Origin of the sequence: Salinicola peritrichatus (assembly GCF_003206715.1) — a bacterium.
GTDB lineage: Bacteria > Pseudomonadota > Gammaproteobacteria > Pseudomonadales > Halomonadaceae > Salinicola > Salinicola peritrichatus.
Genome location: NZ_PZJU01000036.1, coordinates 1 through 24,343 on the forward strand (window position 1 = coordinate 1; position 24,343 = coordinate 24,343).

21 protein-coding genes are annotated in these 24,343 nt (G+C 62.9%); 9 read left to right on the forward strand and 12 right to left on the reverse strand.

Annotated elements, in window-relative coordinates:
- Window positions 1–191 precede the first annotated feature (191 nt).
- Both rfaH and DOM57_RS13755 read left to right on the forward strand, forming a co-directional pair.
- Entirely contained in the window at window positions 192–728 is a 537-nt protein-coding gene (gene rfaH / locus DOM57_RS13750; protein ID WP_110649770.1) for a transcription/translation regulatory transformer protein RfaH, read from the forward strand.
- Window positions 729–764: 36 nt separating this feature from the next.
- Window positions 765–1,277: an FKBP-type peptidyl-prolyl cis-trans isomerase gene (locus DOM57_RS13755; protein ID WP_110649771.1), complete on the forward strand. Its 513-nt coding sequence runs from the start codon at window positions 765–767 to the stop codon at window positions 1,275–1,277.
- Window positions 1,278–1,283: 6 nt separating this feature from the next.
- On the opposite strand, the gene DOM57_RS13760 is transcribed toward DOM57_RS13755, so the two are convergent.
- Window positions 1,284–1,901 carry a transglycosylase SLT domain-containing protein gene (locus DOM57_RS13760; protein ID WP_110649772.1) on the reverse strand — a complete coding sequence of 206 codons (618 nt, stop codon included), beginning with the start codon at window positions 1,899–1,901 and terminating at the stop codon, window positions 1,284–1,286.
- A 67-nt stretch (window positions 1,902–1,968) separates the two neighbouring features.
- Entirely contained in the window at window positions 1,969–3,678 is a 1,710-nt protein-coding gene (locus DOM57_RS13765; RefSeq protein ID WP_110649773.1) for a proline--tRNA ligase, read from the reverse strand.
- Window positions 3,679–3,919: 241 nt separating this feature from the next.
- On the opposite strand from DOM57_RS13765, the gene DOM57_RS13770 reads away from it, so the two are divergent.
- Both DOM57_RS13770 and DOM57_RS13775 read left to right on the forward strand, forming a co-directional pair.
- Complete coding sequence (locus tag DOM57_RS13770) at window positions 3,920–4,522, forward strand: Yip1 family protein (RefSeq protein ID WP_110649774.1); 603 nt, start codon at window positions 3,920–3,922, stop codon at window positions 4,520–4,522.
- Window positions 4,523–4,719: 197 nt separating this feature from the next.
- Complete coding sequence (locus tag DOM57_RS13775; protein ID WP_239496229.1) at window positions 4,720–5,145, forward strand: hypothetical protein; 426 nt, start codon at window positions 4,720–4,722, stop codon at window positions 5,143–5,145.
- A 75-nt stretch (window positions 5,146–5,220) separates the two neighbouring features.
- Here the strand turns inward: DOM57_RS13775 and DOM57_RS13780 are convergent, their stop codons facing one another.
- The 4 genes from DOM57_RS13780 to DOM57_RS13795 form a co-directional block, all read right to left on the reverse strand.
- Window positions 5,221–6,168, reverse strand: a complete 948-nt coding sequence (locus tag DOM57_RS13780) for an N-acetylmuramoyl-L-alanine amidase (protein WP_110649775.1) — start codon at window positions 6,166–6,168, stop codon at window positions 5,221–5,223.
- Window positions 6,165–6,911, reverse strand: coding sequence for a DUF3307 domain-containing protein (locus tag DOM57_RS13785; RefSeq protein ID WP_110649776.1), 747 nt, complete (start codon window positions 6,909–6,911; stop codon window positions 6,165–6,167). The genes DOM57_RS13780 and DOM57_RS13785 overlap by 4 nt, the downstream gene beginning before the upstream one ends.
- Window positions 6,908–7,540, reverse strand: coding sequence for an ECF-type sigma factor (locus DOM57_RS13790; RefSeq protein ID WP_110649777.1), 633 nt, complete (start codon window positions 7,538–7,540; stop codon window positions 6,908–6,910). The genes DOM57_RS13785 and DOM57_RS13790 overlap by 4 nt, the downstream gene beginning before the upstream one ends.
- Window positions 7,541–7,761: 221 nt before the next feature.
- Window positions 7,762–8,688, reverse strand: a complete 927-nt coding sequence (locus DOM57_RS13795) for a sensor domain-containing diguanylate cyclase (protein ID WP_110649778.1) — start codon at window positions 8,686–8,688, stop codon at window positions 7,762–7,764.
- Between the two features lie 417 nt (window positions 8,689–9,105).
- Here DOM57_RS13795 and DOM57_RS13800 point away from each other — a divergent pair, with 417 nt between their 5' ends.
- Window positions 9,106–9,486, forward strand: a complete 381-nt coding sequence (locus DOM57_RS13800) for a histone-like nucleoid-structuring protein, MvaT/MvaU family (RefSeq protein WP_110649779.1) — start codon at window positions 9,106–9,108, stop codon at window positions 9,484–9,486.
- Window positions 9,487–10,714: 1,228 nt separating this feature from the next.
- Window positions 10,715–12,070, forward strand: coding sequence for a UDP-glucose dehydrogenase family protein (locus DOM57_RS13810; protein WP_110649780.1), 1,356 nt, complete (start codon window positions 10,715–10,717; stop codon window positions 12,068–12,070).
- A gap of 100 nt (window positions 12,071–12,170) precedes the next feature.
- Here DOM57_RS13810 and DOM57_RS13815 read toward each other — a convergent pair whose 3' ends face one another.
- Both DOM57_RS13815 and DOM57_RS13820 read right to left on the reverse strand, forming a co-directional pair.
- Window positions 12,171–13,550: a mechanosensitive ion channel family protein gene (locus DOM57_RS13815; protein WP_239496230.1), complete on the reverse strand. Its 1,380-nt coding sequence runs from the start codon at window positions 13,548–13,550 to the stop codon at window positions 12,171–12,173.
- Window positions 13,551–13,662: 112 nt separating this feature from the next.
- Window positions 13,663–14,595: a LysR family transcriptional regulator gene (locus tag DOM57_RS13820; RefSeq protein WP_110649781.1), complete on the reverse strand. Its 933-nt coding sequence runs from the start codon at window positions 14,593–14,595 to the stop codon at window positions 13,663–13,665.
- 173 nt (window positions 14,596–14,768) lie between these two features.
- Between DOM57_RS13820 and DOM57_RS13825 the strand changes: the two genes are divergently transcribed.
- Together DOM57_RS13825 and DOM57_RS13830 are read left to right on the forward strand one after the other, a co-directional pair.
- Window positions 14,769–16,019, forward strand: coding sequence for a CaiB/BaiF CoA transferase family protein (locus tag DOM57_RS13825; RefSeq protein ID WP_110649782.1), 1,251 nt, complete (start codon window positions 14,769–14,771; stop codon window positions 16,017–16,019).
- Window positions 16,020–16,038: 19 nt separating this feature from the next.
- Entirely contained in the window at window positions 16,039–16,965 is a 927-nt protein-coding gene (locus DOM57_RS13830; protein WP_110649783.1) for a hydroxymethylglutaryl-CoA lyase, read from the forward strand.
- A gap of 12 nt (window positions 16,966–16,977) precedes the next feature.
- On the opposite strand, the gene guaD is transcribed toward DOM57_RS13830, so the two are convergent.
- From guaD to xdhA, 4 genes are read right to left on the reverse strand one after another with little or no spacing between them, the layout of a single operon-like run.
- On the reverse strand, window positions 16,978–18,300 hold the full coding sequence (gene guaD, locus DOM57_RS13835) for a guanine deaminase (RefSeq protein WP_110649784.1): 1,323 nt from the start codon (window positions 18,298–18,300) through the stop codon (window positions 16,978–16,980).
- A gap of 2 nt (window positions 18,301–18,302) precedes the next feature.
- The gene (gene xdhC / locus DOM57_RS13840; protein ID WP_110649785.1) at window positions 18,303–19,205 is read right to left on the reverse strand and encodes a xanthine dehydrogenase accessory protein XdhC; all 903 of its coding nucleotides are present in this window, start codon (window positions 19,203–19,205) and stop codon (window positions 18,303–18,305) included.
- A complete protein-coding gene (gene xdhB, locus DOM57_RS13845; protein WP_110649786.1) occupies window positions 19,202–21,685 on the reverse strand; it encodes a xanthine dehydrogenase molybdopterin binding subunit in 2,484 nt (827 codons plus the stop codon). Before xdhB ends, xdhC begins: the two co-directional genes overlap by 4 nt.
- A complete protein-coding gene (gene xdhA / locus DOM57_RS13850; RefSeq protein WP_110649804.1) occupies window positions 21,669–23,129 on the reverse strand; it encodes a xanthine dehydrogenase small subunit in 1,461 nt (486 codons plus the stop codon). The genes xdhB and xdhA overlap by 17 nt, the downstream gene beginning before the upstream one ends.
- Before the next feature lie 266 nt (window positions 23,130–23,395).
- Between xdhA and DOM57_RS13855 the strand changes: the two genes are divergently transcribed.
- The gene (locus DOM57_RS13855) at window positions 23,396–24,028 is read left to right on the forward strand and encodes a TetR family transcriptional regulator C-terminal domain-containing protein (protein WP_239496231.1); all 633 of its coding nucleotides are present in this window, start codon (window positions 23,396–23,398) and stop codon (window positions 24,026–24,028) included.
- The last annotated feature ends 315 nt before the right edge of the window (window positions 24,029–24,343 follow it).

Below are 24,343 nucleotides of genomic sequence, written 5' to 3' on the forward strand. Positions count from 1 at the left end.
ATACCCCATAGGCTCCGGCTCCTGCGTTCCGTGCGCCTTGCGACGGAGTGCCGCCCACTTCATCCTGCTCGCCGATTTATTCAGCGTTTCCCAAAAACCTTGGCCGGCACGGCGCGGGCGGACGTGCCGGGTCGAAAATGCTACTCTATCGCATCCAGGGATGAGTAACCGCAATCAGGAAAGGCGAACCGATGACCATGGAGTCGACACTGGAGGGCGAGTCATTGCCCCGTTGGTATGTGATCCAGTGCAAGGGCGGTGAATCGTTTCGTGCCAGCGAGCATCTCGACAATCAAGGCTACCAGGTGTTCCACCCGGTTCTCGAAGTTCAGAAGCGCCGCCGCGGCAAGCTGACCTGGGTCGCCGAGCCACTGTTTCCGCACTATCTCTTCATTCGGCTCGACCGCATGGCGAGCAACTGGCGTCCGATTCGCTCGACCCGCGGCGTACTGAGGCTGGTCAGTTTCGGCCAGGAGCCGGTGGCGGTGCAGGACGAGTTGATCGAGACGCTACGCGATCGCATGGCTGCCGACACCCGTCGTGAACGAGCCAACGTCTACTATCGTCAGGGCGACATCGTCGAGATTACCGACGGACCGTTCCGTGCCCTGCAAGCGGTGTTCGACGCCCAGAAAGGCGAAGAGCGGGCGATCGTCCTGCTCAATCTGCTACAGCAGACCCAGCGGATCGAGGTGCCGGTGGCTTCGCTGCGCAAGCGGGGCGAGTAGGCGCATTTCGAATACACGTTTTGTCAGGAGTTTGTCATGAATCAGCTCATGGTCGCGCCGTCGCGCGTGGTCGCGTTGCACTACGCGCTGCGCGACGAGCAGGGCCGTACCCTGGATGACTCCAGAGCACGCCAGCAGCCGCTGACCTACCTGCATGGGCACGGCAACCTGTTTCCCGCGCTGGAGCAGGCGATGGCCGGGCAGGGCGCCGGTGAAGCGCTCAGCGTGACACTGTCTCCGGCACAAACCTACGGCGAGCGGAACGAGGCGCTGGTCAGCGAGAGCCCGCGCTCGGCGTTTCCCGACGAGTCGTTGCGTCCGGGTCAGCGCTTTCAGGCACAAGGGCCGGATGGGCCGCGCACGGTAACGCTGACGGCGATCGGCGATACCCGCGTGACCGTGGATGCCAACCATCCGCTGGCCGGGGAAACGCTGACATACGAGTTGGAGATTCTGGAAGTTCGGGAGGCGACGCGGGCGGAGCTGGCCAAGGGGCATCCGCTGCCGCCGGGGAGCTCGCACGGCGAGGTCGAGGATCGCAAACGTTAGGTCCATCTAGCGTTCGGTCCACCAGCGGGTAAACCAGGCCGCCATTACCCGTTCGGGATAGCGGGTACGACCAAGGCTGCCGTTGTAGCGCGCCAGCGCACGGGTCCAGTCGCCATGCTCGCGCTTCAGATAATGCGCGAGGATGGTGCAGCCGTAGCGCAGGTTGACTTGCGGATCGCGGAGGTCGTCCTGCGGCCGCCCGATCTCTTCTTTCCAGAACGGCATGACCTGCATCAGCCCCTGGGCGCCGGCCGAGGAGACGGCCTCCGGCTCGAAGCGACTCTCGACATCGATGACCGCGAGCACCAGCTCCGGCGGCAGTTGGGCGCGCTGCGCCTCGCCGTGGATGCGCTCCAGCAGCGCCAGGCGAGACGCGCGGGTGGGATAGCCTGCGGGTTGGCGCCTGGCCAGGCGTGACTGCATGTCGAGCAGCCATACCTGGGCGTCGAAGGCGTCCACGAAGCCGTCCGGCGAGGCCATGACGCGCGCCAGCGAATCGAGCAGCGCCTGCGACGGCGGTTCTTCGGGCTCGGCGGTGGCCTGTGCCGATACCGTCGGGCTCGTCAGCCATCCGCCGGCAACCAGGCAAGCCGTTACCGTCAGCGCGACGAGCGCTCGGCGCATGATCAGGGGCCGTCGACGTCGGCGCAGCGACGCGGTTCGCACGGAAACGCCAATAGCCCCGCTGCGATCAGGCGAACTTGTCTTCGAGGAAACGCTTGAGATCGTCCACCGCGACCATGGTCACCTCGCTGTCGCGGCGGCCCTTGTACTCGAGTTCGCCGTTATCGAGCCCGCGATCGCCGATCACCAGACGGTGAGGAATGCCCATCAGCTCCTGATCGGCGAATTTGACCCCGGGACGCAGATCGCGGTCATCGAGCAGCACATCGATGCCGGCATCGCTCAGTTCGCGATAGAGCCTTTCGGCCATCTCGCGCACGCGCTCGGACTTATGTGCGTTCATCGGCACGATCGCCAGCCGGAACGGGGCGATGGCATCGGGCCAGATGATGCCGCCGGCGTCATGGTTCTGCTCGATGGCGGCGGCGACCACGCGGGTGATGCCGATGCCGTAGCAGCCCATCCACAACGTCGCCGGCTGGCCGTTGTCGTCGAGCACCGTGGCGTTCATCGCCTTGGAGTACTTCTGGCCCAGCTGGAACACATGGCCGACCTCGATGCCGCGGGCGATGGAGAGGGTTCCCTTGCCATCCGGCGACGGATCGCCCTCGACCACGCTGCGGATATCGGCGACTTCGGGCAGTGGCAGGTCGCGCTCCCAGTTGATGCCGAACAGGTGTTGATCGTCGATGTTGGCGCCGGCGCCGAAGTCGCTCATCAGCGCGACGCTGCGATCGATGATCAGCGGCAGTGGCAGGTTGACCGGGCCGAGGGAGCCGGGGCCGGCGCCAACGGCGGCGCGAATCTCTTCCTCGCTGGCCATGGTCAGCGGTGCGGCGACGGCGGGCAGGTTTTCGGCCTTGATTTCGTTGAGCTGATGATCGCCGCGCACCATCAGAGCGATCAGGCCGCCATCGGCGGCGTGGACGATCAGCGTCTTGACGGTTTTCTCGATCGGTAGATCGAAGCCCTCGACCAGCGCGGCAATGGTGCGCACGCCGGGCGTGGCGACCTGGCGCATCGTCTCCTGCGGCGCGGCACGCTCGGCGCCCTTGGGCGGTAGCGCCTCGGCCTTTTCGATATTGGCGGCGTAGTCGGATCCGGTGGAGAAGACCACCGCGTCCTCGCCGGAGTCGGCCAATACGTGGAATTCGTGCGAGCCAGTGCCGCCGATGGAGCCGTTGTCGGCGAGCACGGCACGGAAGTCCAGACCGAGACGCTCGAAAATCCGCATGTAGGCGTCGTACATCACCTGGTACGAAGCCTTCAGGCCGGCCTCGTCGACATCGAAGGAGTAGGCATCCTTCATGATGAACTCGCGCGAGCGCATGACACCGAAGCGCGGACGGATCTCGTCGCGGAACTTGGTCTGGACCTGGTAGAAGTTGGTCGGTAGCTGCTTGTAGCTGCTGATCTCGCGGCGTACCAGATCGGTGATGACCTCTTCATGAGTCGGCCCGACGCAGTAATCGCGTTGATGACGATCCTTGAGTCGCAGCAGCTCGGGGCCGTACTCTTCCCAGCGACCGGATTCCTGCCACAGCTCGGCAGGTTGAACGGCCGGCATCAGCACTTCCTGGGCGCCGGCGCGATCCATCTCCTCGCGCACGATGCGCTCGACCTTGCGCAGGGTGCGCAGCCCCACCGGCAGCCAGGTATAGAGTCCCGAGGTCAAGCGCCGGATCATGCCGGCGCGAAGCATCAGCTGGTGGCTGATGATCTCCGCATCCGCCGGCGTTTCCTTGAGAGTCGAGATCTGTAATTGGCTGGCACGCATTGGGTGTTCGTTCCTGTATTCGGCGGCGTGAACAATGAATTCGTAGGGACGCCAGTATAGAGGCGCGATTCCGCGGCGGGGAGGGGCCGGGGCCAAAAAGCTGGGCTTTCCTATCGGGCAATCTCTTCTATTCTTTCCTATAAGTGTGGTTAGGGTCGCAGCCGGTATCGCCGAAAAGGCGAGCGGGGCAGGCAAAACAGCAATCCGTCGTTGACGACCTGCGGCGGTGAGGAGGTGTGTCATGATTCACCATGTTTGGGGACTTCTAACGCATCCCGGTCGCGAATGGCAGCAGATCAGTGGCGAGAACGAAACGGTTTCTCACCTGTACGGCTCTCACGTGCTGTTGATGGCGTTGATCCCGGTGATCTGTTCGTTCATCGGTACCACCATGGTCGGCTGGCACTTCGACTCGCTCACCGGCGTGGAAGAGCGCATCCAGGTAGCGCCGGCGACCGCCGTCCTGCTGGCGATCGTCTTCTATGCGCTGATGCTCGGCGCGGTGTGGTTGATGGGCAACGTGATCCACTGGCTGGCGCGGCGCTATCCATCGCGGCCGGACCTGAATCGCTGCGTGATATTCGCCGGCTACATGGCCACCCCGATGTTCCTGAGCGGGGTGGTCGCGCTCTACCCGCTGGTCTGGCTCTGCCTGCTGGCCGGCATCATTGGGCTCTGCTATACCGCCTACCTGCTGTATGCCGGCATGCCGTCTTTCCTGGGTATCGACCATCACGAAGGGCTGCGGGCCTCGAGCGCGGCGCTGGCCATCGGCATCCTGGTGCTGGAGGCGTTACTGGCGATCACGGTGCTGTTGTGGGGTTATGGCGCGTCGTTCGTGTAGCGCGGTAGCCCGCGGTCACGCCTCGGTATCGATGCCTGTCAGCAATGCCCGCCGGGTTCGGCGGGCATTGCTTTGGTAAACTTGTCGGCCTGGACGCGATGGGCACGGATGGATTAGGTTACACGACGTTACCTGGCGGTGCGGAATCCCGCTTCGTGGCGCTCGTATACCTCTCTTTCTGATGTCTGGATTCGATGATGAACCTGCTTGCCCCACGCCGTATTGCCGTGCTGAGTTTGACGCTCGCCATGACCGTTGCCCTGAGCGGCTGCGGTACGCTGTTCTATCCGGAACGCAAGGGACAATTGCCCGGGAGGGTCGATCCTGGCGTGGCGATCGCCGACGGTGTCGGTCTGCTGTTTTTCATCATTCCCGGCGTGATCGCCTATGCCATCGATTTCTCGAACAACACCATCTATCTCCCGGGTACGCATGATGTTTCCGTCGACCGTGTGAAGTACCGGGGCGACATGAACGTCGGCGAGCTGGCATCGCTGATCGAGACCCGTAGCGGGCGACACATCGACTGGCACAGCGAGACCGTGCGAGTGACAAGGCCCGGTACGCTGGATCAGGCGCTGGCCATGGTGAGGGCGGAAAATCGCCTGATTGGCGGTTCGTGAATGAATGGGCTCCGTTGAAAGATGTCATGAACGGGGCGACACATACCGCCGCTGGGTAGCGCTTGCCGGTCTCGGCTACCTAGTGGGGCGGCGATGGGTGGGTAGCGTCCTGGCATCTGCCGGGCAGGTTTCAGGTGGCGCAAGTCTTGCGTCGTCCAACGCATGGGGGCGATAGCGGGTGAGTAGCGCCCAGGCAATGGCCGCCGTCTCCGCGTCCGGTTGGCCCGAATAACTGGCGGGGCGGAAGTGCATCTGAAAGGCTCGGGTGACGTCCCGCGTCGCTGCGTCCAGGTTTCCGGTGATCTCCAGCCTATAGCCATAGTCCCTGAGCGCCCGCTGATATTGCGCGATCGAAGGTGGACAGTGCATAAAATATTGGTGGTAGCGCGCAACATCCTCTTCATTCGGCCAGGCGCCGACGCCGGCCTCGAAAAGGCGCTTCCAGGGAAAACGTGGACCGGGATCGATCTTGCGCCGTGGGGCAATGTCGGCATGAGCGACGACTGCGGTGGGTGGCAGCCCATAGCGTTCGACGATATCCCGGGCCAGGGCGATGACCGCGTCGATCTGCTTATCCGGGTAGGTTTGCCACGTCCGGCCCTGGGGTGTGTCTCGTGGACCGTCGTTGACGATCTCGATGCCGATCGAGGTGTCATTGAGCTGGGTGCGCTCCTCCCAGGCACTGATACCCGCATGCCAGGCGCGTTTGTCTTCATCGACCAGTTGCCAGATCACGGGCAGACCCGCCTGCTGCTCGGGCTGGCGCGGTACCAGATAGTGCGAGCTGACGTTCGGCCCCATCAACGTGCGCAAGGCTCGAGGCGCCTCGGAATCGGTATAGTGCAATACCAGATAGCGAATCCGCTGATTGAAGGCGCTCGAGCGGTGGCTATGGTCGGCGACGTAGCCATTGCGCCATTCCTGTTGGGAAGAGCTGGCGCAGCCCGCCAGCATGGCCAGGGCGATCAGTCCACCAAACCAGCGGTAACCCAGGCAGCAGCGAAATCGGGAATCCGGAGTCATAGCACTTTCAGTAGGTAGCGGGTAATCAGCCCGAGCGTCAAGGTGATCGAGAAACTCAGCATCGTTCCGAGCAGGACATATTCGGTCAATTTGCGATCACGATCCTCGTAGAGATCGCCGAAGCGTAGAACCGATTTGGCGGTGAGTAAAAAGCCGATGGCGGCCATCTGGTTGCTCAATACGAACGTCAGAATCAGAAAGCGCTCGAGCATACCGATACGCGCGCCGGCATCGGCCAGCGTACCGCGGGTATCGACGCCCTGACTCCAGCGTCGCATGATCATGGCGATCAGCACCGAGGCGGGGCGCAGAACCACCAGATAGGCGAGAGCGACCAATAGCGTTCTGGGCTGCCACAGATAGGCGAAATCGACGTCGAAAGATGCTGCCGACGGTCCGATCAGCCATAGCCATAGCCCGATGATGACGATCAGATGAAGCCCCTGGTCGAGCAGGAAGTAACCAATGGGGCGAGACGACGTATAGCTCTTGAGGGTATCGATCAGCCAGTGAGACAAGCCGATCGCCGTCACGCCGATCAGACTCCGTTGCAGATCGATCCCGAAGGCCAGCAACACGGCCAGGCTCAGCAGGATATGGATGCCCACGTGATAATAGAGCGAAGGCGCCCGGAAATGACGCGCCTGTTTCTGCGCCGCCCACGCATTGCTCTGCAGCACGAAGTCGCCAACGGTATGAGATAACAGTAACGCCAGCAGCAGCGACAGGCTGATATCGTTCATGTCGTTGCCTCCAATCGTTGCTGCATGAGATCGAGAAAATCTCGAATCAATGCCCAGCGTGCCGCGGCAAGCCGCCGATTGATGGTCGGCTGGGAACGGCCCAGCCGCTTTGCCAGCTCGCTCTGCGAGGCGCCTGACATCAAGCTCAAGCGAATCACCTCGGCGGCGTTGTGGGTCCAGTGGCTGACGATGTCGTCGGCGAAACGTATGAGAAGGTCGAGTTCGGGTTGCGGCTTCTCCACGAAAAGCCCCAAGCGCTGCTGACCCTGGCCCAGCGCGTCCAACCCCTGGCCGGAGCGCACGAAAGGCGCGCCGTCGGCATCGACGAAATCCTCGACCGAAGGCAGTTGGGCTTCGCCGAGGCCGATGGCGATCCTGGCATCCCACATCTGCTGCCTGGAGGGGGAGTGCTCTATCAGGCTGGCGCGCATGAGGACTGCCGCGGTAAAGGCATCAGCGGCATGGGGCAGAGCCAGTTGGAATGCATCGCCACGGAAGCGCATGCCGATAGCGCCCAAGGACTCGCCGAGCCGATCGATGCCGGTATCGATGGCGGCTCTGAGTTTGCGTTTGTCGTCTATTTCGCGCGACGACACGACATCGCCGCTGAGTACACCGATCGTTTGCATGACGAACCTCGCTGGCGGCTTCCTTCCAAGCCAGACACGAGTATAGATAAAAAAAGCTATTTTTTCTTTTATGCACAAAAAATGCTATAGGCGCTAAAGGCGTCTTCTAATACAGCAGGTAGGAATACAATAAACAAAATACTGTACTTATATCCAGTATTTTGGTGTAACGTTTTTTCTCGCGACGTGGCGTCGATCAGCGGCTAGAGACGTGGCGTCGATCAGCGGCTAGAAATGGAAGAAGAGCGGGATTCGGTATCGCTCGTCGGCCCGCCGACCAGCCGGGCGGCGACACGGTTGCGACCGTGGGCCTTGCAGTCGTAAAGCGCCTGGTCGGCATAGGTGATCATGTCATCGATGTTGACGAGGATGCCGTTGGGGCTGGTGACGACACCGACGCTCACCGTCACCACCGGTGCGACAGGGGAGAAGGCGTGAGGCAGGCCCAATGCTTGAATCATGCCTCGCATAGCGTCGGCCAGCGCCAAGGCCTCTTCTTCGCCCGTATTGATCAACAGCACCAGAAACTCTTCGCCGCCCAGACGAACGACGACGTCCGTTTCTCGTCGGAAGGTGTCTCGCAGTACACCGGCGATCTCGACCAAACAGGCATCACCCGCCGGATGACCGTAGTTGTCGTTGAAAGCCTTGAAGTGATCGACATCGATCATCATCGCGGACACCGTGCAATGGAGCCTTCGACTCAACGGCACGATCATGTTGAGCCGATGTTCCAGCATGCGCCGATTGCCGAGCCCCGTGAGCGGATCGTTCAATGTCTGCTCGAGCAGCGCTGCATTGTGATTGCGCAGTTCCTCGATCAACTTTTGCAACTGCCTTCCCAATAGGCCGATCTCGTCATCTCGCGAGTGAAGGTCGACCGGTAAAGACCTCCCGGTATTGCCAAAGTCATGTTCCAGGCGAACGTGTTCCGTCAAACGGCGTATTGGGCCAAGCCACTGCCGCTTGAGCGTCAAAAACGACAAGGTGACGCCAAGGCCACAAACGATGCAGGCAAGTGTTGCCGCCAGCAGGATCGAGGAGAACTTGGCACTCAGCCAGCCGGCGGCGGTCAGAACGGCGGATACGCTTAGCCATCCCCCGCACAGCGCAAAGATCAGCAAAAAACGGGAACGGATTCTCGGCATGGACTCTTGTCGATATGAGAGTGATCGGTGCCCGGCAAAGTTTGTTGTCGGCAAATAGCCCTGCGTGCTTCTTGCCGGCAACAACTCAGCGGTACTCACACACAATATCGTCAACGGCGAGAATAACTGTAGCGAAACTGCCTGACATGGTTGACAGTTAGTGTCATCTGATTTAGAGAGAGCTCAATTACTTGCGGCAGACGTCGGTAGGAGGCTTCGCTTGCGAGATCCTTTGGAGCCTATGTATCGCGCCGGGAAAAGGCCTGAAACGGCTAAGCTGGCTAAATCGGTTCCAGTGATGAAGGAAATAAATATTATCAATCATTAAAAACTAAAAAATATCATGTGGCTGGGGGTTGCATACAATAAGTTTATCGCAATAATATCCCCTTCAACCAATCTGCAGCGGAATTTCTGATGTCTTTACTGAGTGACTACGTCAAGAAGGAACAGCTCCTCAAGCAGTTAGAGGAAGAGCTGAAGCAAATGGAGGGGGATCAACGGCTCAAGGCAGAACTCGAGTTCAAGGAGAAGCTGGAAGCGCTGATGTCCGAATATGACAAGTCAGCCTCTGATGTCATCGAGTTGTTGAGCCCCAAGCCGGAAGCTTCGGCACCCACCACGACCCAGTCCAGCAGCACCGGTAGTCGGCGCAAGCGCAAGCTGAAAATTTATAAGAACCCCAATACCGGTGAGGTCGTCGAGACCCGCGGCGGCAATCACAAGACCCTCAAGGCCTGGAAAGACGAGCACGGCAGCGACACCGTTGAGTCTTGGGTCGTGCGTACCGAAGACTGAGTTGTCGTAACGGTTCATACTTGTCGCATGGTCACGCGACGATGCGGACTGAAAAGGCGCCCATTACGCTGTGATGGGCGCCTTTGAATGTATGGAATCCGAGAATGGCCAATCAATCCAAGCTGCGTTTTATGGCGAATAAGCGATGCCTTGGTCGTCAGGAGTCGTTTAATCTGGAACTAGGGTGTGCACGCGCCAGATGCTTTTGGAACGGAAATCGGCTATGCTGCGGGAGTTAGGGGACTCGTCGGGTAGATAGGCTTCTGAATTTACGGCTTTTACATCAAGAATTCCCCCATGTCAGCTTCTTTTTCGGGTTATGTGGGTATCTTTCCCATAATCGATCTAGTTGATTTATTATTATGCCTGCAAACGAACGTAATTCTATGTCACGTCAAATGGACGAACGAGAAAAACTACGCAAATTTCGAGAGTTGGATGACGCTTTCGCGCAAGCGCTTCGAGAATTGGAAGGCCTCGGCCGTAAGCCCCATTCCCCGCCAACCCAGCCTTCCGAGCGATCCAGTTTCGAGGAACGCCTCAATATGTTGATGGAAGAATATGCGCTGAGTCGGAGCTGTGTACACGAGATGCTGAGTACACTCGTGCAATTCAAGAAGATTTCTTGAGCTGCTCGTGGCTGGCAATATTTATCTTAATCATGTTTAAAGGTTAAGCTCCGTTGGGGAATATGGTTAAACTTCATCAATGAAGGCTTGGCTGTTTGTTATCTGGTTTCGGTGGATCGCTGCCGTATGCCGGGAACCAAACCTGGATCGTGTGGATGTTCATGCATGGCTGCCTGATATCGATTCAAGCTCTTGTTTGTTTTAAAAAATAGCGCCGGGCGTGACCAGGACTTAAGCGAGGGAACCGCTCGGTCTCGATGCTCTGTATTTGTCCGCAGTTTTTCTTGATGGTAAGCGGCGCGGTCGCGCTCGGTGCAATCTCTAGAATTGTTCTTGAAGCGCTTCGCGATGTGCATCGCTGAATATAAACCGCCTGCCTGGCTGCTGGTTCGGCCCATGGCGATCGATGCCATCTCCTGTTGTGGCCCGTTGGCCCAAGTATTGGCGCCAACCTGGTAACTCTCTAGTGAGGCTCGAACGGGGAAGCGCGCCTTCAAGGGTAAAACGCATTACCATGAGTACATGCGCTCCGAGGGAGGTAGCCGCTGGAGCGCGCTTCGGCGGTCGCGCTTTTACACCGATGGGTTGAAGGGACAGTAATGCGAATCACGGTTTTCGGTACGGGTTATGTGGGTTTGGTCACGGGGGCCTGTCTGGCCGACACGGGCCATGAAGTCATGTGCATGGATATCGACGAGAGCAAGGTCGCTCGGCTGAAACAGGGAGAGATCCCCCTCTACGAGCCTGGACTGGAGACGTTGGTGACCGAAAACGTCGCCCAGGAGCGACTGCTGTTCACCACCGATGTCGCGGAAGCCGTGGCATTTGGCGCACTGCAGTTCATTGCCGTAGGTACGCCACCGGACGAGGATGGCAGTGCCGATTTGCAGTACGTTCTGGCCGTGGCCAAATCGATCGGCCAGCACATGGACGATTACAAGGTTGTGGTCGACAAGTCCACGGTGCCTGTCGGCACGGCGGATCGCGTGCGTGACACCATCGCCGCGACGCTGGCGGAACGCGGTGCCGGAATCGCTTTCGATGTCTGCTCGAATCCCGAATTCCTCAAGGAGGGCGCGGCGATCGAGGACTTCACCCACGGCGCGCGTATCGTGGTCGGGACCGACTCCGACAGGGTCAAGGCGCTGATGCGTGAGTGCTATGCGCCCTATAACCGGCGTGCCGAGAAACTGATGTTCATGGATGTGCGCAGTGCCGAGCTGACCAAGTACGCCGCCAACGCCATGCTGGCGACCAAGATCAGTTTCATGAACGAGATTGCCAACCTCGCCGAGCGCCTGGGAGCCGACATCGAACAGGTGCGGCGGGGCATCGGTAGCGATCCGCGAATCGGCTACCACTTCATCTACCCCGGCTGCGGCTACGGCGGCTCCTGCTTTCCCAAGGATGTACAGGCCCTGGCGCGCACGGCGGCCCAGATCGGCTACGAGCCGCAACTGCTCAATGCGGTCGAGGCCGTCAACGATCGCCAGAAGACGACCTTGTTCGCCAAGCTGAACCAGGCGTTCGATGGTGACCTCGCCGGCAAGACCGTCGCCGTGTGGGGGCTGGCCTTCAAGCCCAATACCGATGACATGCGCGAAGCGCCGAGCCGCGAACTGATGGAAGCGTTGTGGGCGGTGGGTGCCAAGGTGCGCGCCTATGATCCGGAGGCGATGGAAGAGTGCCGGCGTCTCTACGGCGAGCGTGACGATCTGATACTGGTCGATGCCCGTGACGAGGCGCTGGAGGGAGCGGATGCGCTGGTGATCTGTACCGAATGGAAGTCGTTCCGCACGGTGGATTTCTCGCATCTGCAACGCACCTTGAAGGCCCCTGTCGTCGTCGACGGTCGCAACCTGTTCGATCCGGCGGCGGTGCGCGCAGCCGGTTTGCTCTACTTCGCCGTGGGCCGAGGAGATTCGCTGCGGGTCTGCCAACGCCGGGCACATTGAGTTCGCCATCCGGTGGCCCTGCGTCGAACCTGCTGGAAGAGCATCCACCGACCTGCATTCCGCTCGGCGTTGCCCGTTGCCCGGAAAATCCGGGCAGCGCCTAGCCGGCAGCGTCGCCTGCCGCATCTCTCCCCGGCAGGACTTCCGACAACGGCGGTTGTGGGGCATTGCCGCCGTTGCGCTCCGGCATCTCCAGGCGCACTGTCGGTAGATGCTCCGGATAATGGCGACAGATGAAGTCGATCAAGCCTTCGCGAATCTCGCAGCGCAGATCGAAGGCGTTGGGTCCGCCGGTGGCGCTGACCAGCACGCGCAGCTGCTTGTTGCGCTCGGTCATCTCCAATGTCTGCACTGTGCACACCCGGCGGTTCCATCTCGGTGAGGCTTCCGCCAGGCGTTGCGCTTCCTCGCGCAGTGGTTCCATCGGCAGGTGATAGTCGGCATACAGGATCACCGTGCCGATCAAATCCTTCTCGCGGCGGGTCCAGTTCTCGAACGGATGGTCGACGAAATAGGTAATCGGCAGCACCAGCCGGCGCCAGTCCCACAGTCTCACCACCGCATAGGTGAGCGTCAGCTCTTCCACCCAGCCCCATTCGCCTTCCACGATCACCGCATCGTTCAACTGGATCGGCTGCGTCAGCGCGATCTGGATGCCCGCGATCAGGTTGCCCAGCACCTTCTGCGCGGCAAAGCCCAGCACCACCCCCATGATCCCCGCCGATGCCAGGATACTGGCACCGAGCTGGCGAACCTTGTCGAACACCATCAGCATCGAGGCCACGGCGAGGATGACGATGATGAAGTTGATCAGCTTGCGCAGCACCGTGATCTGGGTATGAATCTTGCGCGCGACGGCGTCTTCGTCATCGTCGAAGCGGTAGCGCTCGCTCAGCGCGCGTTCGCTGATATTGACGCCATGGATCAGCACGCCGGCGATACTGCCGATGAGAATCAGGCTGGTCAGATTGTGCAGCGCCGCGTCGAGACTGGCCGAAGTGACGAAGACCGGAAACAGCGAGAACAGCACAAAGATCGGAATCAGTGCCGCCAGGCATCTCGCCATGAAAGGCGCCAGAAAACGTTCGAGCATCGAGGTGCGCTTGTCGGCCCAGCGATCCATGACGGTGACCAGGCGGCGCGATACCCGCACCAGTAGCCAGACGCCCAGCAGCGCGGCGCAGAAATGCGCCACCGTCAGGATCAGCGAGTGGCCCTGAAGCGTTCGCGGAACGAGAAAATACGCCGCGCCGAACAGGCCATAGACCCACAGCACGCCCACCAGCGGCGGGTGGATGGCCTTGGCGGTCGTGCTGATCAGATGCAGCCGGCCGTCGTTCAAACGACGCAGACGGAAATGAAGATACTTGAGCAGCGCATGGGCGATGACGGTGGCGGCAATGATCACTGCCGCCATGACCCAGAAGGGCATGGCGTCGAGCCACTCCGAAATCAGCGCGTTGATGCGGGATGCAGTCATGGTTGAGCCAACGATTGTTTTTTCGACTCGTTCCAGCTTAGGCGCTATGGCTACGACTTTCGTGTTGTTTTTACAGGCAGGCGCAGGCGAGACTTCGCGATCGCCGAAGGCTTTACGCCTGGGTCGTGACTGGCTGCGGTGCCATCGTGGCGTGCTGCCCGCACGCGACGAGATGATCGACCATTTCGCGCGCGATCAAAGGCAGGGAGTCGTAATCCCGCATGCCGACGACCAGATCGCGCTCGGCCCACGGGTCGCTCAGCGGTATCGTCGCCAGCGACAGGCTGTGGCGATAAGCCGTGACGGCGCGGGCCGGCAGAATGCCGATGCCCATACCGCGATCGATCATCCGACAGATACCCTCGAAACTGCGCACCTGGATGCGCATCCGCAGCGACCGCTCGAGGCGCTGGGAATCCTGGTGCAACAGGCTATGCAGCGAAGAATCCTGTTCCAGACCGATGAAATCGTAATCCAGCGTCTCGGCGAAGGCGATGCAATCGCGATTGGCCAGAGGGTGGTCGCTGGCGGTGACCAGCGCCAGGCGATCGCGCCGATAGGGCCTGACCTGCAATCCGTCGAACGGGATGTGAGCCGAGAAAATGCCGATATCGGTCAGCCCGTCACGCACGGCGGCGATGATCTCGTGGCTGAGGCGCTCCTGCATGTCGATGCGGATCTGCGGATAGCGCCAGGTGAAGTCGCTCAGATCGTCCGGCAGGAATTCGATTACCGCCGAGGTATTGGCGTACATCCGCACATGACCGCGGATGCCGATACTGTATTCGCTGAGATCGGCGGTCAAATGTTCCAGGCTATCCAGCATCTGGCGCGCGTGGTGGAGCAGGGCGTGGCCGGCGGGGGTGAGTTCGACGCCGCGCGGACGCCGGTAGAGCAGCGAAGTCGACAACTGCGTCTCGAGATCGCTGATGCGTTTGCTGACCGCCGCCAGGGCCAGATGCTCACGCTCCGCCGCACGAGTCAGGCTACGGGAGTCGGCGATGGCAACGAACAGTTTCAAGGTGACGAAGTCGAGTCGCTTCATTGGGGCGTGTCCGGCAGGAAAAGTCGCGTGCAGCCTAACGCAGGTTTCGTCTGCGACGAAGCCTCGCTTGGCGATTGTCCAATTGTCGCGGCCAACTGCCTGAATCATCCTCACGGAATCTAGCGCTTGTCGAGCGCAGCGAAGGCCGTCGGGAAGACAAACAGGAGGAGACGATGTCCGCCAGCGCCAGCAGTGACAACAGTGCCAGCAGTGACAACAGTGCCAGCGGTGGCAATAGTGCTCAGGCATTGGCCGGGCTCAAGGTGATCGAACTGGGACAGCTGATCGCCGGCCCCTTTGCCAGCAAATTGCTGGGCGAATTCGGCGCCGACGTGATCAAGATCGAGCCGCCCGGTACCGGCGACCCCCTGCGCAAATGGCGGGTGCTGAAGGACGGTACGTCGCTGTGGTGGCACGTCCAGACCCGCAACAAGCGCTCGCTGGCGCTGGATCTGCGCTCCGCGGAGGGGCAGTCGATCGTGCGCCGGCTGGTCGAGGAGGCGGATATCGTGATCGAGAATTTCCGCCCCGGCACGCTGGAAAAGTGGGGATTGGGCTGGGAAGCGCTGAGCGAGCTCAACCCGCGTCTGATCATGGTGCGCATCTCCGGCTATGGCCAGACCGGGCCGTACCGCGACCGCCCGGGCTTCGGCGTGATCGGCGAGGCGATGGGCGGGCTGCGCTATCTCTCCAGCCATCCCGACCAGCCCTCGGTGCGGGTGGGGGTCAGCATCGGCGACTCGCTCTCCGCGCTCTACGGCGTCATCGGTGCCTTGCTGGCACTGCAGGAGCGCCACCGCAGCGGACGCGGCCAGTACATCGACGTGGCGCTCTACGAGTCGGTGTTCGCGATGATGGAAAGCCTGATTCCCGAATACGACGCCGCCAACGTGATACGCGAACCCAGCGGTAGCGCGCTGCCCGGCATCACGCCCTCCAACGCCTATCCCTGTGCTGGTGGCGAGTATGTGTTGATCGCCGGCAACGGCGACAGCATTTTCAAGCGCCTGATGACTGCCATCGGCCGGCAGGATCTGGCCGACGATCCGCGCTTCGCCCACAACGATGGACGCAGCCAGCACGCCGCGCTGATCGACGGCGCGATCGCCGACTGGACGCGCCAGCACCAGCGCGACTACGTGCTCGATGTGTTGGAGAGCGCCCACGTGCCGGTGGGTTATCCCTACACGGCGAAGGATATCGTCGCCGACCCGCACTATCTGGCGCGGGAGATGATCGAGACCATCGGCCTGGCGGACGGCGCCTCGCTCAAGGTGCCGGGCGTGTTGCCCAAATTGAGTCGCACGCCCGGTCGAATCACGGGTGGCGGGCCAGAACTGGGCCAGCACACCCGGGACGTGCTCGACGAGCTGGGAATCGATCGTGAAACCCAGGCAAAGATGCGCGAGAGAGGCGTGATTTGAAACAGAGAGGGGTGATCCGATGACCGCGAATCGAATAACCGTCCACGATGTCGCCCCGCGCGACGGCCTGCAGATCGAAGCCCGATTCGTGCCGACCGAAGACAAGATTCGGCTGATCGATGCGCTGTCGCGTACCGGCCTGGCGAAGATCGAGGCAACCTCCTTCACCTCGCCCAAGGCGATCCCCAACTTGCGCGACGCCGAGGAGGTCATGCGCGGCATCGAGCGCGTGGCGGGGGTCGGCTACGTCGTGCTGGTGCCCAACGAGAAGGGGGCCGAGCGGGCGCTTGCCTGTGGCGTCGACGAGATCAACCTGGTGCTGTCCGCCAGCGACAGCCACGGGCTGGCCAACTTGCGCATGACCGCCGAACAGTCGCTCGAGCGTTTTACCAACATCCTGGGAATCACCAAGGGCAGCGAGGTGTTCGTCAATGCCTCCATCTCCACGGCCTTTGGCTGTCCATTCGAGGGTAACGTTCCGTTCAAGCGCGTGCTATCGATCACCGAGAGACTGCTGGCGCTCGGTGTGCAGGGCATCACGCTGTGCGATACCACCGGCATGGCCAACCCGCGCCAGGTCGCCGACCTGTGCCGTGAAACGCTGAACCGCTGGCCCTGGCTGCCGCTGACGCTGCACGTGCACGACACACGCGGCATGGGACTCGCCAATACTCTGGCTGCGTGGCAGAACGGCGTCACCCGTTTCGATGCCGCGCTGGGCGGGTTGGGCGGTTGCCCCTACGCGCCCGGGGCCAGCGGTAACGTCTGCAGCGAGGATCTGGTGCACATGTTCGCGCAGATGGGCGTGGAAACCGGCGTCGATCTCGAACGCCTCGTCGCCGCGGCCGAGATGCTGCCGGCGATGATTGGCCACGAGGTACCGGGGCAGGTGATCAAGGCCGGCACGTCGAACCGGCGATATCCGCTGCCGGCCGGCCTTCGATAGCGCGTTCCGCGCTCATGTCGCTCGCTCCCGGTCGTGGGCCAGCCGGCCGTTGGCCCAGGTGGCGGCCACGGTGCGGTCGTCGCCCAGCATCATCATCGCGAACAAGCGTTCCGCCAGGGTCGTCGCCTGGGAGAGCCGCCGCGAGAGCAACGGCGTGGCATTCGGGTCCAGTACCACGATATCCGCCTCGAAACCGGGCTGCAGGCTGCCGATCCTGTCGCCCAGGTGCAGTGCCCGCGCATTGCCCAGCGTGAGCCGGTAGAAACCCTGCCAGCCGGTCAGCGGCTGGCCCAGCAAGGCCCCGACCTGATAGGCGCCCTGCAGCGTGCCGAACCCCGACAACGAGGTCCCGCCACCGACATCACTGGCAAGCGACGTCGCCAATCCGGCATCGCGACAGGCCAGCCGGTCCATCAGCCCGCTGCCCAGAAACAGATTCGAAGTCGGGCAGAACGCAATGTTGGCCCCCCGCGTAGCCAACCGTCGTCGCTGCTCGTGATCGAGATGGATGCCGTGGGCGAAGGTACTGCGTGGGCCGACCAGGCCATAACGCTCGTAGACATCGAGATAGTCGCGGCTCTCCGGGAACAGCTCGGCGACCCAGGCGACCTCGCCGCGATTCTCCGACAGATGCGTCTGCAGGTAGAGATCCGGCGCGTTGCGCAGTACGCCGCCCACCGCGTCGAGCTGCTCGCGGGTCGAGGTCGGAGCGAAGCGCGGCGTCAGGGTGTAGGCGAGGCGGTCGCGGCCGTGCCAGTCGGCGATCAGGCGCTCGCTGTCGCGCACGCCGCCCAGGGTGTCGTCGGTCAGCGCCTCGGGCGCGTGGCGATCCATCAGCACCTTGCCGGCGATCATGCGCAACTGGCGTCGCTGCGCGGCGGAGAAGAAGCTATCGACCGAAACGGGGTGAGAGGAACAGAACACCTGGGCGGTGGTGGTGCCGACCCGCAACAGCTCGTCGAGGAAGCGCTCGGCGGAGGCGCTGGCATGGGCCGGATCGGCGAAGCGGCACTCGGCCGGAAAGGTGTAGTCGTTGAGCCAGTCGAGCAGCTCGCGCCCATAGGAGGCCATGATGTCGAGCTGAACGTAATGCACGTGACTGTCGATGAATCCCGGCATCATCAGCTTGCCGGTGTAATCCACGGTCTCGCTGCCCGCGGGCAGCGCGCCGGCCAGTGCCTGGTAATCATCGACGGCATGGATGCGGCCATCGACGATCCAGATCGCGCCATCTTCCAGATAGCGGATGCTCCCGGTCAGCGGCGTGTTCTCCTCGCCGGGATCGTCCAGGCAGGTGAACAGCGGGCCGCGCAGCAGGCGTTGGTTTGCGGACATGGTCAATCTCGCTCGTCTTGAAACTGAAAGGCAAAGGCGTCCCGCAGGGTTTCCGGTGCCACGCCGCGCGCCCCGGGGTGCGGCGGCTCGGCGGAGAGCGCCAGCAGTTCGGCGGCGACGCTGATCGCAATCTCGCGCGGGCGCTTGGCGGCGGTCGCGCCGAGTCCGATCGGGCAGCGCACCCGTGTCAACGCGGCCTCATCGACACCCGCTGCGATCAGTCGCGACCGAAAGCTGGCCCACTTGCTGGCGGAGCCGATCAAACCCAGCGAGCGCAGGTCGTCGCGTTGTAGCAGGCGTTGGATCAGCTCGCGATCGAGGGCGTGATCGTGGGTCATCACCAGCACATGGCTGCCGGCGTCGATCGAGGCGACGGCCTGCGCCAGGCCGGCTTCCTCGATAGCGAGGAAGCGAGTCCGCATCCGTGGCGGATAGTCGCCATGCGGGAAGGCGTCGGCACGGCTGTCGAACCACTCGATGCGCCACGGCAGCGGGCTCAGCAGTTCGACCAGCGCCTGGCCGACATGGCCGGCGCCGAACAGTGCCAGGCGCTGCTCGGCGCCGGGGAAGACCTCGATCAGTACATGTACGAAGCCGCCACAGCACTGGCCGGAACGTCCGCCCAGCGGGAAGGCTTCCAGGTGCGTTTCGGCCGCCGTGGACGCATTCGATAGCCGTTCGCGGGCGATCTCGATCACCTGCTGTTCGAAGTGGCCGCCGCCCAGCGTGTCGATCACGCCATCCGCGGTGACGACCAGCTTGGCGCCAGGCTCTCGCGGCGTCGAACCGGCCGCACCCACGATGCTGGCGAGGGCGTGGGGCTCGCCGGCCTGCTGCAGCCGGTGAAGTGCCGCGTGCCAGGATTCGCGCCGATCTTGGGTTTCGAGAGAGCCGCTTGCACTCATCGGGCGTGTTCCTCCCGGCGCATTGCCTCGGCCGCCATCAGTACGCGTTCCGGCGTCGCCGGGGTATCGAGCGCAGGGCTGATGCGGTAGTCGGCGAGGCTGGCGAGGCCGTCGCGCAGCGCTGACCATACCGAGATGGCGAGCATGAACGGCGGTTCGCCCACCGCCTTGGAGCGGTAGATGCTGGCCTGGGAGTTGGGATGACCTTCCAGCAGCTCGACGTTGAACACCGGCGGCAGGTCACCGAAGGTGGGGATCTTGTAAGTCGCCGGGCCGTCGGTCATCAGCCGCCCCTCGGCGTTCCACTTCAGCTCCTCGCTGGTCAGCCAGCCCATGCCTTGAATGAAGCCGCCCTCGACCTGGCCGAGGTCGATCGCCGGGTTGAGCGAGTCGCCGACATCGTGAAGGATGTCGACGCGCTCGACCCGGTATTCGCCGCTCAAGGTGTCGATGCGCACTTCGCTGGCCGAGGCGCCGTAAGCGAAGTAGTAGAACGGCCGCCCCTGACCGCTATCGCGATCGTAGTGAATCAGCGGCGTCGAATAGAATCCGCTGGCCGACAGCGAAACCCGGCCGAGATAGGCGGCCTGAACCAGATCGCCCCAGGGAATGCGCCGCTGGATGTCGCCGACGCCACTGACCAGCTGGCCGTTCTCGAGACGCAGCCCCTCGCGGTCCAGCTGGTAGTGCCCGGCGGCGAAATCGAACAGTCGCTCGCGCACCTGGCGGGCGGCGTCGCGCGCGGCCATGCCGTTGAGATCGGCGCCGCTGGAGGCGGCGGTGGGCGAGGTGTTGGGTACCTTGTCGGTACGGGTGGCGCTGATCCGCACCGCGGCGAAATCGAGCCCCAGCTCCCGCGCCACCACCTGGCACACCTTGGTGTGCAGCCCCTGACCCATCTCGGTGCCGCCGTGGTTGATTATCACGCTGCCATCGGTATAGACATGCAGCAGGGCGCCGGCCTGGTTCAAGTGCTTGGCGGTGAAGGAGATGCCGAATTTCACCGGCGTCAGCGCCAGGCCACGCTTGATCACCGGGCTCGCGCGGTTGAACTCCGCGATCTCCCGACGCCGGTTCCAGTAATCGCTGTCGCGCTCCAGGCGCTCGACGATCTCGACCATCAGCGGGTATTGATCGACCTGCTGGCCATAATGGGTCGTCTCGCGTCCCTCGCGGTAGAGATTGCGCTTGCGCACCGTCAGCGGATCGGCGCCGATGTGGCGGGCGATGTCGTCCATGGCGCGTTCGATGATCATCATTCCCTGCGGGCCGCCGAAACCGCGAAAGGCGGTGTTCGAAGCGGTATGGGTGCGGGCGCGATATCCGGTGACCCGCGCCGCGCCGAGGAAGTAGGCGTTGTCGGCATGGAACATGGCGCGATCCACCACCGCTTCGGAAAGATCCGGCGAATGGCCGCAGTCGCCGATCACGCTGATGTCGCCGCCCAGCAGCACGCCTTCGTCGTCGAAGCCGAGACGATAGTGATTGTGGAACGGGTGACGCTTGCCGGTGGCGCGGGTGTCGTCGGCCCGCGGCAGGCGCAGACGCACTGCATGACCGGTTCGCCGTGCCAGCAACGCCGCCACGCAGGCCCAGGGCGCGGCCTGGGTCTCCTTGCCACCGAAACCGCCGCCCATGCGCCGGTTCTCCACGGTGACGGCATGGAACGGGATGCCGAGCACCTCGGCAACCAGTTTCTGGGTTTCGCTGGGATGCTGGTTGGAGGTGAAGACGGTCACGCCTTCGTCCTCGCTGGGCACCACCAGGCACGCCTGGCCTTCGAGATAGAAGTGCTCCTGGCCGCCGACGAACTGTTCGGCTGCGAGCACGTGCGGGGCGCTCGCCAGCACGTTTTCCCAGTCGCCGCTGACTTGCCGATGCGTGGGGCGCACGAACTCGCCGGCTTCGGCAGCGGCGACCGGGTCCAGGCGGGCCGGCAATGGTTCGATCTCTATCGTTGCCGCCCGTACCGCACGCCGCGCCGCCGTGTAGCTGGTGGCGGCGACCGCGAACAGTGGCTGGCCGACATAGCTGACCTCGTCATCGGCGAACAGCGGATCGCCTGGAAACACCGGACCGATGTCGCGGTGGCCGGGGATGTCCTGGGCGCTGATCACGCCGATCACTCCGGGCGCCTGGCGCACCGCGTCCAGATCGAGCCGGGTCAGTCGGCCATGCGCCATCGGGCTCAAGCCCACCATCGCATGCAGGGTGCCGTGGGGCGCGGGCAGATCATCGATATAGCGGGCGCGGCCGGTGACGTGCTTGATCCCGCTCTCGTGGGCCTGCGCGCGCGGCCTGTGCTGTGTCGTGGCATCCGGGCGCGGCGTCACGCTATCGCGGGCCACCGGCTCGTCGCCTTCCAGGCGACCGATCTCCTGGCGCGCGCCATCGATCGCCGGCTCGAGCAGGGCATCGCCCGGCTGGCCGTCGTCGGCGACGGTCGGCGCGGTGAAGACACGCTTAGTGAGCGTACGCATCGAGGGCCACCTCCTGGGTCGGGTCCACCGGCTCGGGCCGGGCCAGCGTCAGCCGCCAGCGCTCCAGCAGATTGACCGCCGCTGTCATGCGATAGCTGCTGGAGCCGCGGACATCGCTCATCGGCGTGAGCGTATGACGCAGCGCCCGTTTGGCCGCGTCGAAGGCCGCGTCGAGGTCCGCTTTTCCTTCCAGCGCGGCTTCGGCGGCGGGAACGCGCAGCGGTATCGCCGCCATCCCGCCATAGGCGATGCGCACGTCGCGCAGGTGCCCGCCGCCGTCGATTCGCCAGCGGAAGGCGCCGAGCAGGGTCGAGATATCGTCCTCGCGTCGCTTGGAGAGCTTCCACACCCGTTGTTCGACGCCGGCTTCAGGGCGGGGCAGGAAGATCGCCGCCACGCATTCGCCGGGTTGCAGCGCGGTTTGCTTGTAGTCGAGGAAGAATTCGTCGAGCGCCAGCTCGCGAATACCCTCGGCGCTCGCCAGCCGAACCCGCGCATCCAGCGTCAGCAGTACCGGCGGGGTATCGCCGACCGGCGAGGCGTTGGCGATATTGCCGCCCAGCGTGCCGCGGTTGCGTATCTGCGCAGAACCCAGGCGCGTGAGCAGATGGGCGAAGGCCGGGTAATGCGCTGCCAGCAAGGGTTCCCACTCGCGGTAGGTAACGGCGGCGCCGATCCACCAGCCGTCGGCGGTTTCCTCGATCCGCCGGAGTTCGGCGACCCGGCGCAGGTCGATCACCCGCTCGTAGGCAGTGAGTCGCTGCGTGGCTTCCAGCCACAGATCGGTGGCGCCGGCCACCAGCGGCGCGGAAGGATACGCCTGCATCGCCTGGGCGAGTTCGGCCAGCGATGCGGGCGTCAGGTAGCGGCTGTCCGCGGATCGGCGTGGCAGGGCGCGCACCTGCTCGTCGAGCGTCGGGTCGTCGGCCCAGGACGGACGGGTATCGGCATGCGTTGCCATGCTCAGGGCAGCGTCGCGAATCGGGCGGTAGCCGGTGCAGCGGCACAGATTGCCGCCCAGCGCCGCTTCCAGCCGGTGACCGTCCAGCGCCCGGGAAGGCTCGGCACGCTGCTGCTCATGCAGCGCAAACAGCGACATCACGATGCCGGGCGTGCAGAAACCGCACTGGCTGCCATGGCAGGCAACCATCGCCGCCTGGGCGGGATGCAGTGCATCGCCACGGGCCAGGCCTTCGACGGTGATCAGATGACAGCCCTGGAGCTGATGGGCCGGCGTGATGCAGGCGTTGGTCGTACGGTAGCTCAGTGCGTCGCGATCGTCGTCGGGTTCGGCGACGACGACCGTGCAGGCGCCGCAATCACCGGAGGCGCAGCCCTCCTTGGTTCCGCAGGCCGCGAGCCGGTCGCGCAACAGCGCGAGCACGCTACTGTCGGGAGCCGCGGCAAGCCGCTGGCGGTGGCCATTGAGAAAGAATTCGATCATAGGAAACCTGCCGTTGTCATTGTCATGGCCGCCTGGCATCGGGAAGCGCAGGTCGGCTTTGCAGAAAGCATCCTGACCGATCGGTCAGCTTTTTATAGCGTCATCGATTCTGCCCTGCATGGCAACCCCAATCCGCCGAAACGCCATCGGAGTGGCTCGGGTTTCGCAGCGACCCGTTGTCGGGCGTTTGGAAGACAAGGGCGTGGATTCAGCATAGCATCGGCGAAAGGCGTCCCGGCATGCCGAGCTTAAAACAAGGAGTGGGTGTGAGTGATCCGAATCTGCCCGAAGCGACCGTTCGGGAGCGAAACTTACAAAGAATACTCGAGGCGGCGGAGGGCGTATTTGCCCGACATGGCTACCGTGGGGCCAGCATTCAGGCCATCGCCGCTGCCGCCGGCTTGCCCAAGTCCAACGTGCTCTATTACGTCGGCAGCAAACGCAAGCTCTACATGACCCTGCTCGAGCGCACGATGCAGCGCTGGAATACGGCACTGAGCGATATCACGGTCGATGACGATCCGGCGTCGGTGCTCGAGGGTTTCATTCGCAGCAAGATGCGACTCAGCCAGACGCATCCGCTGAGTTCGCGGCTGTTCGCGAACGAGATCCTGCAGGGCGCGCCGTTTCTGCAGGCGTCACTGCGAGGCGACATGCGCGAATGGGTGGAGTCGCGGACGAAAATTTTCCGGCTCTGGGCGGACCAGGGGCTGATGGATCCCGTCGATCCGGTATGGCTGATCTTTCTGATCTGGTCGGCGACACAGCACTATGCCGACTTCGAGGCGCAGATCACGGGCATCACGGATCGAACACGGCTCAGTGACCGTGACTTCGCCTCGGCCAGTGATTTCCTGTGTCAGGTGATTCTGAAGGGGTGTGGGGTCAAGGCGCGGTGAAGAGAAGCGTGCCCGGAGCGGGGGTGAAGGACTATCAGGTCGACATAACGGCTGCTGGCTGGGCTCGCGCTCCGCATGACGGAAGCGAGTCCTTTCGCACTCGACCTCCTGTCGAGTCTCTACCTTGAGGGCCGGCAACGTCCATTTGCTCTGCTGTCGGTCCTTGGATGCTATGTCTAACCGCATGCCATGCGACCAGACTTCTTCCCTGGGCGGCATCCTTGCGACACTGACATCCTTGCCTCAGGCATTCTATACGACGGCTGATCGTTAAAGCTAATGCGAAATTCATAAAAAGTTCTTTATTTACAAAAA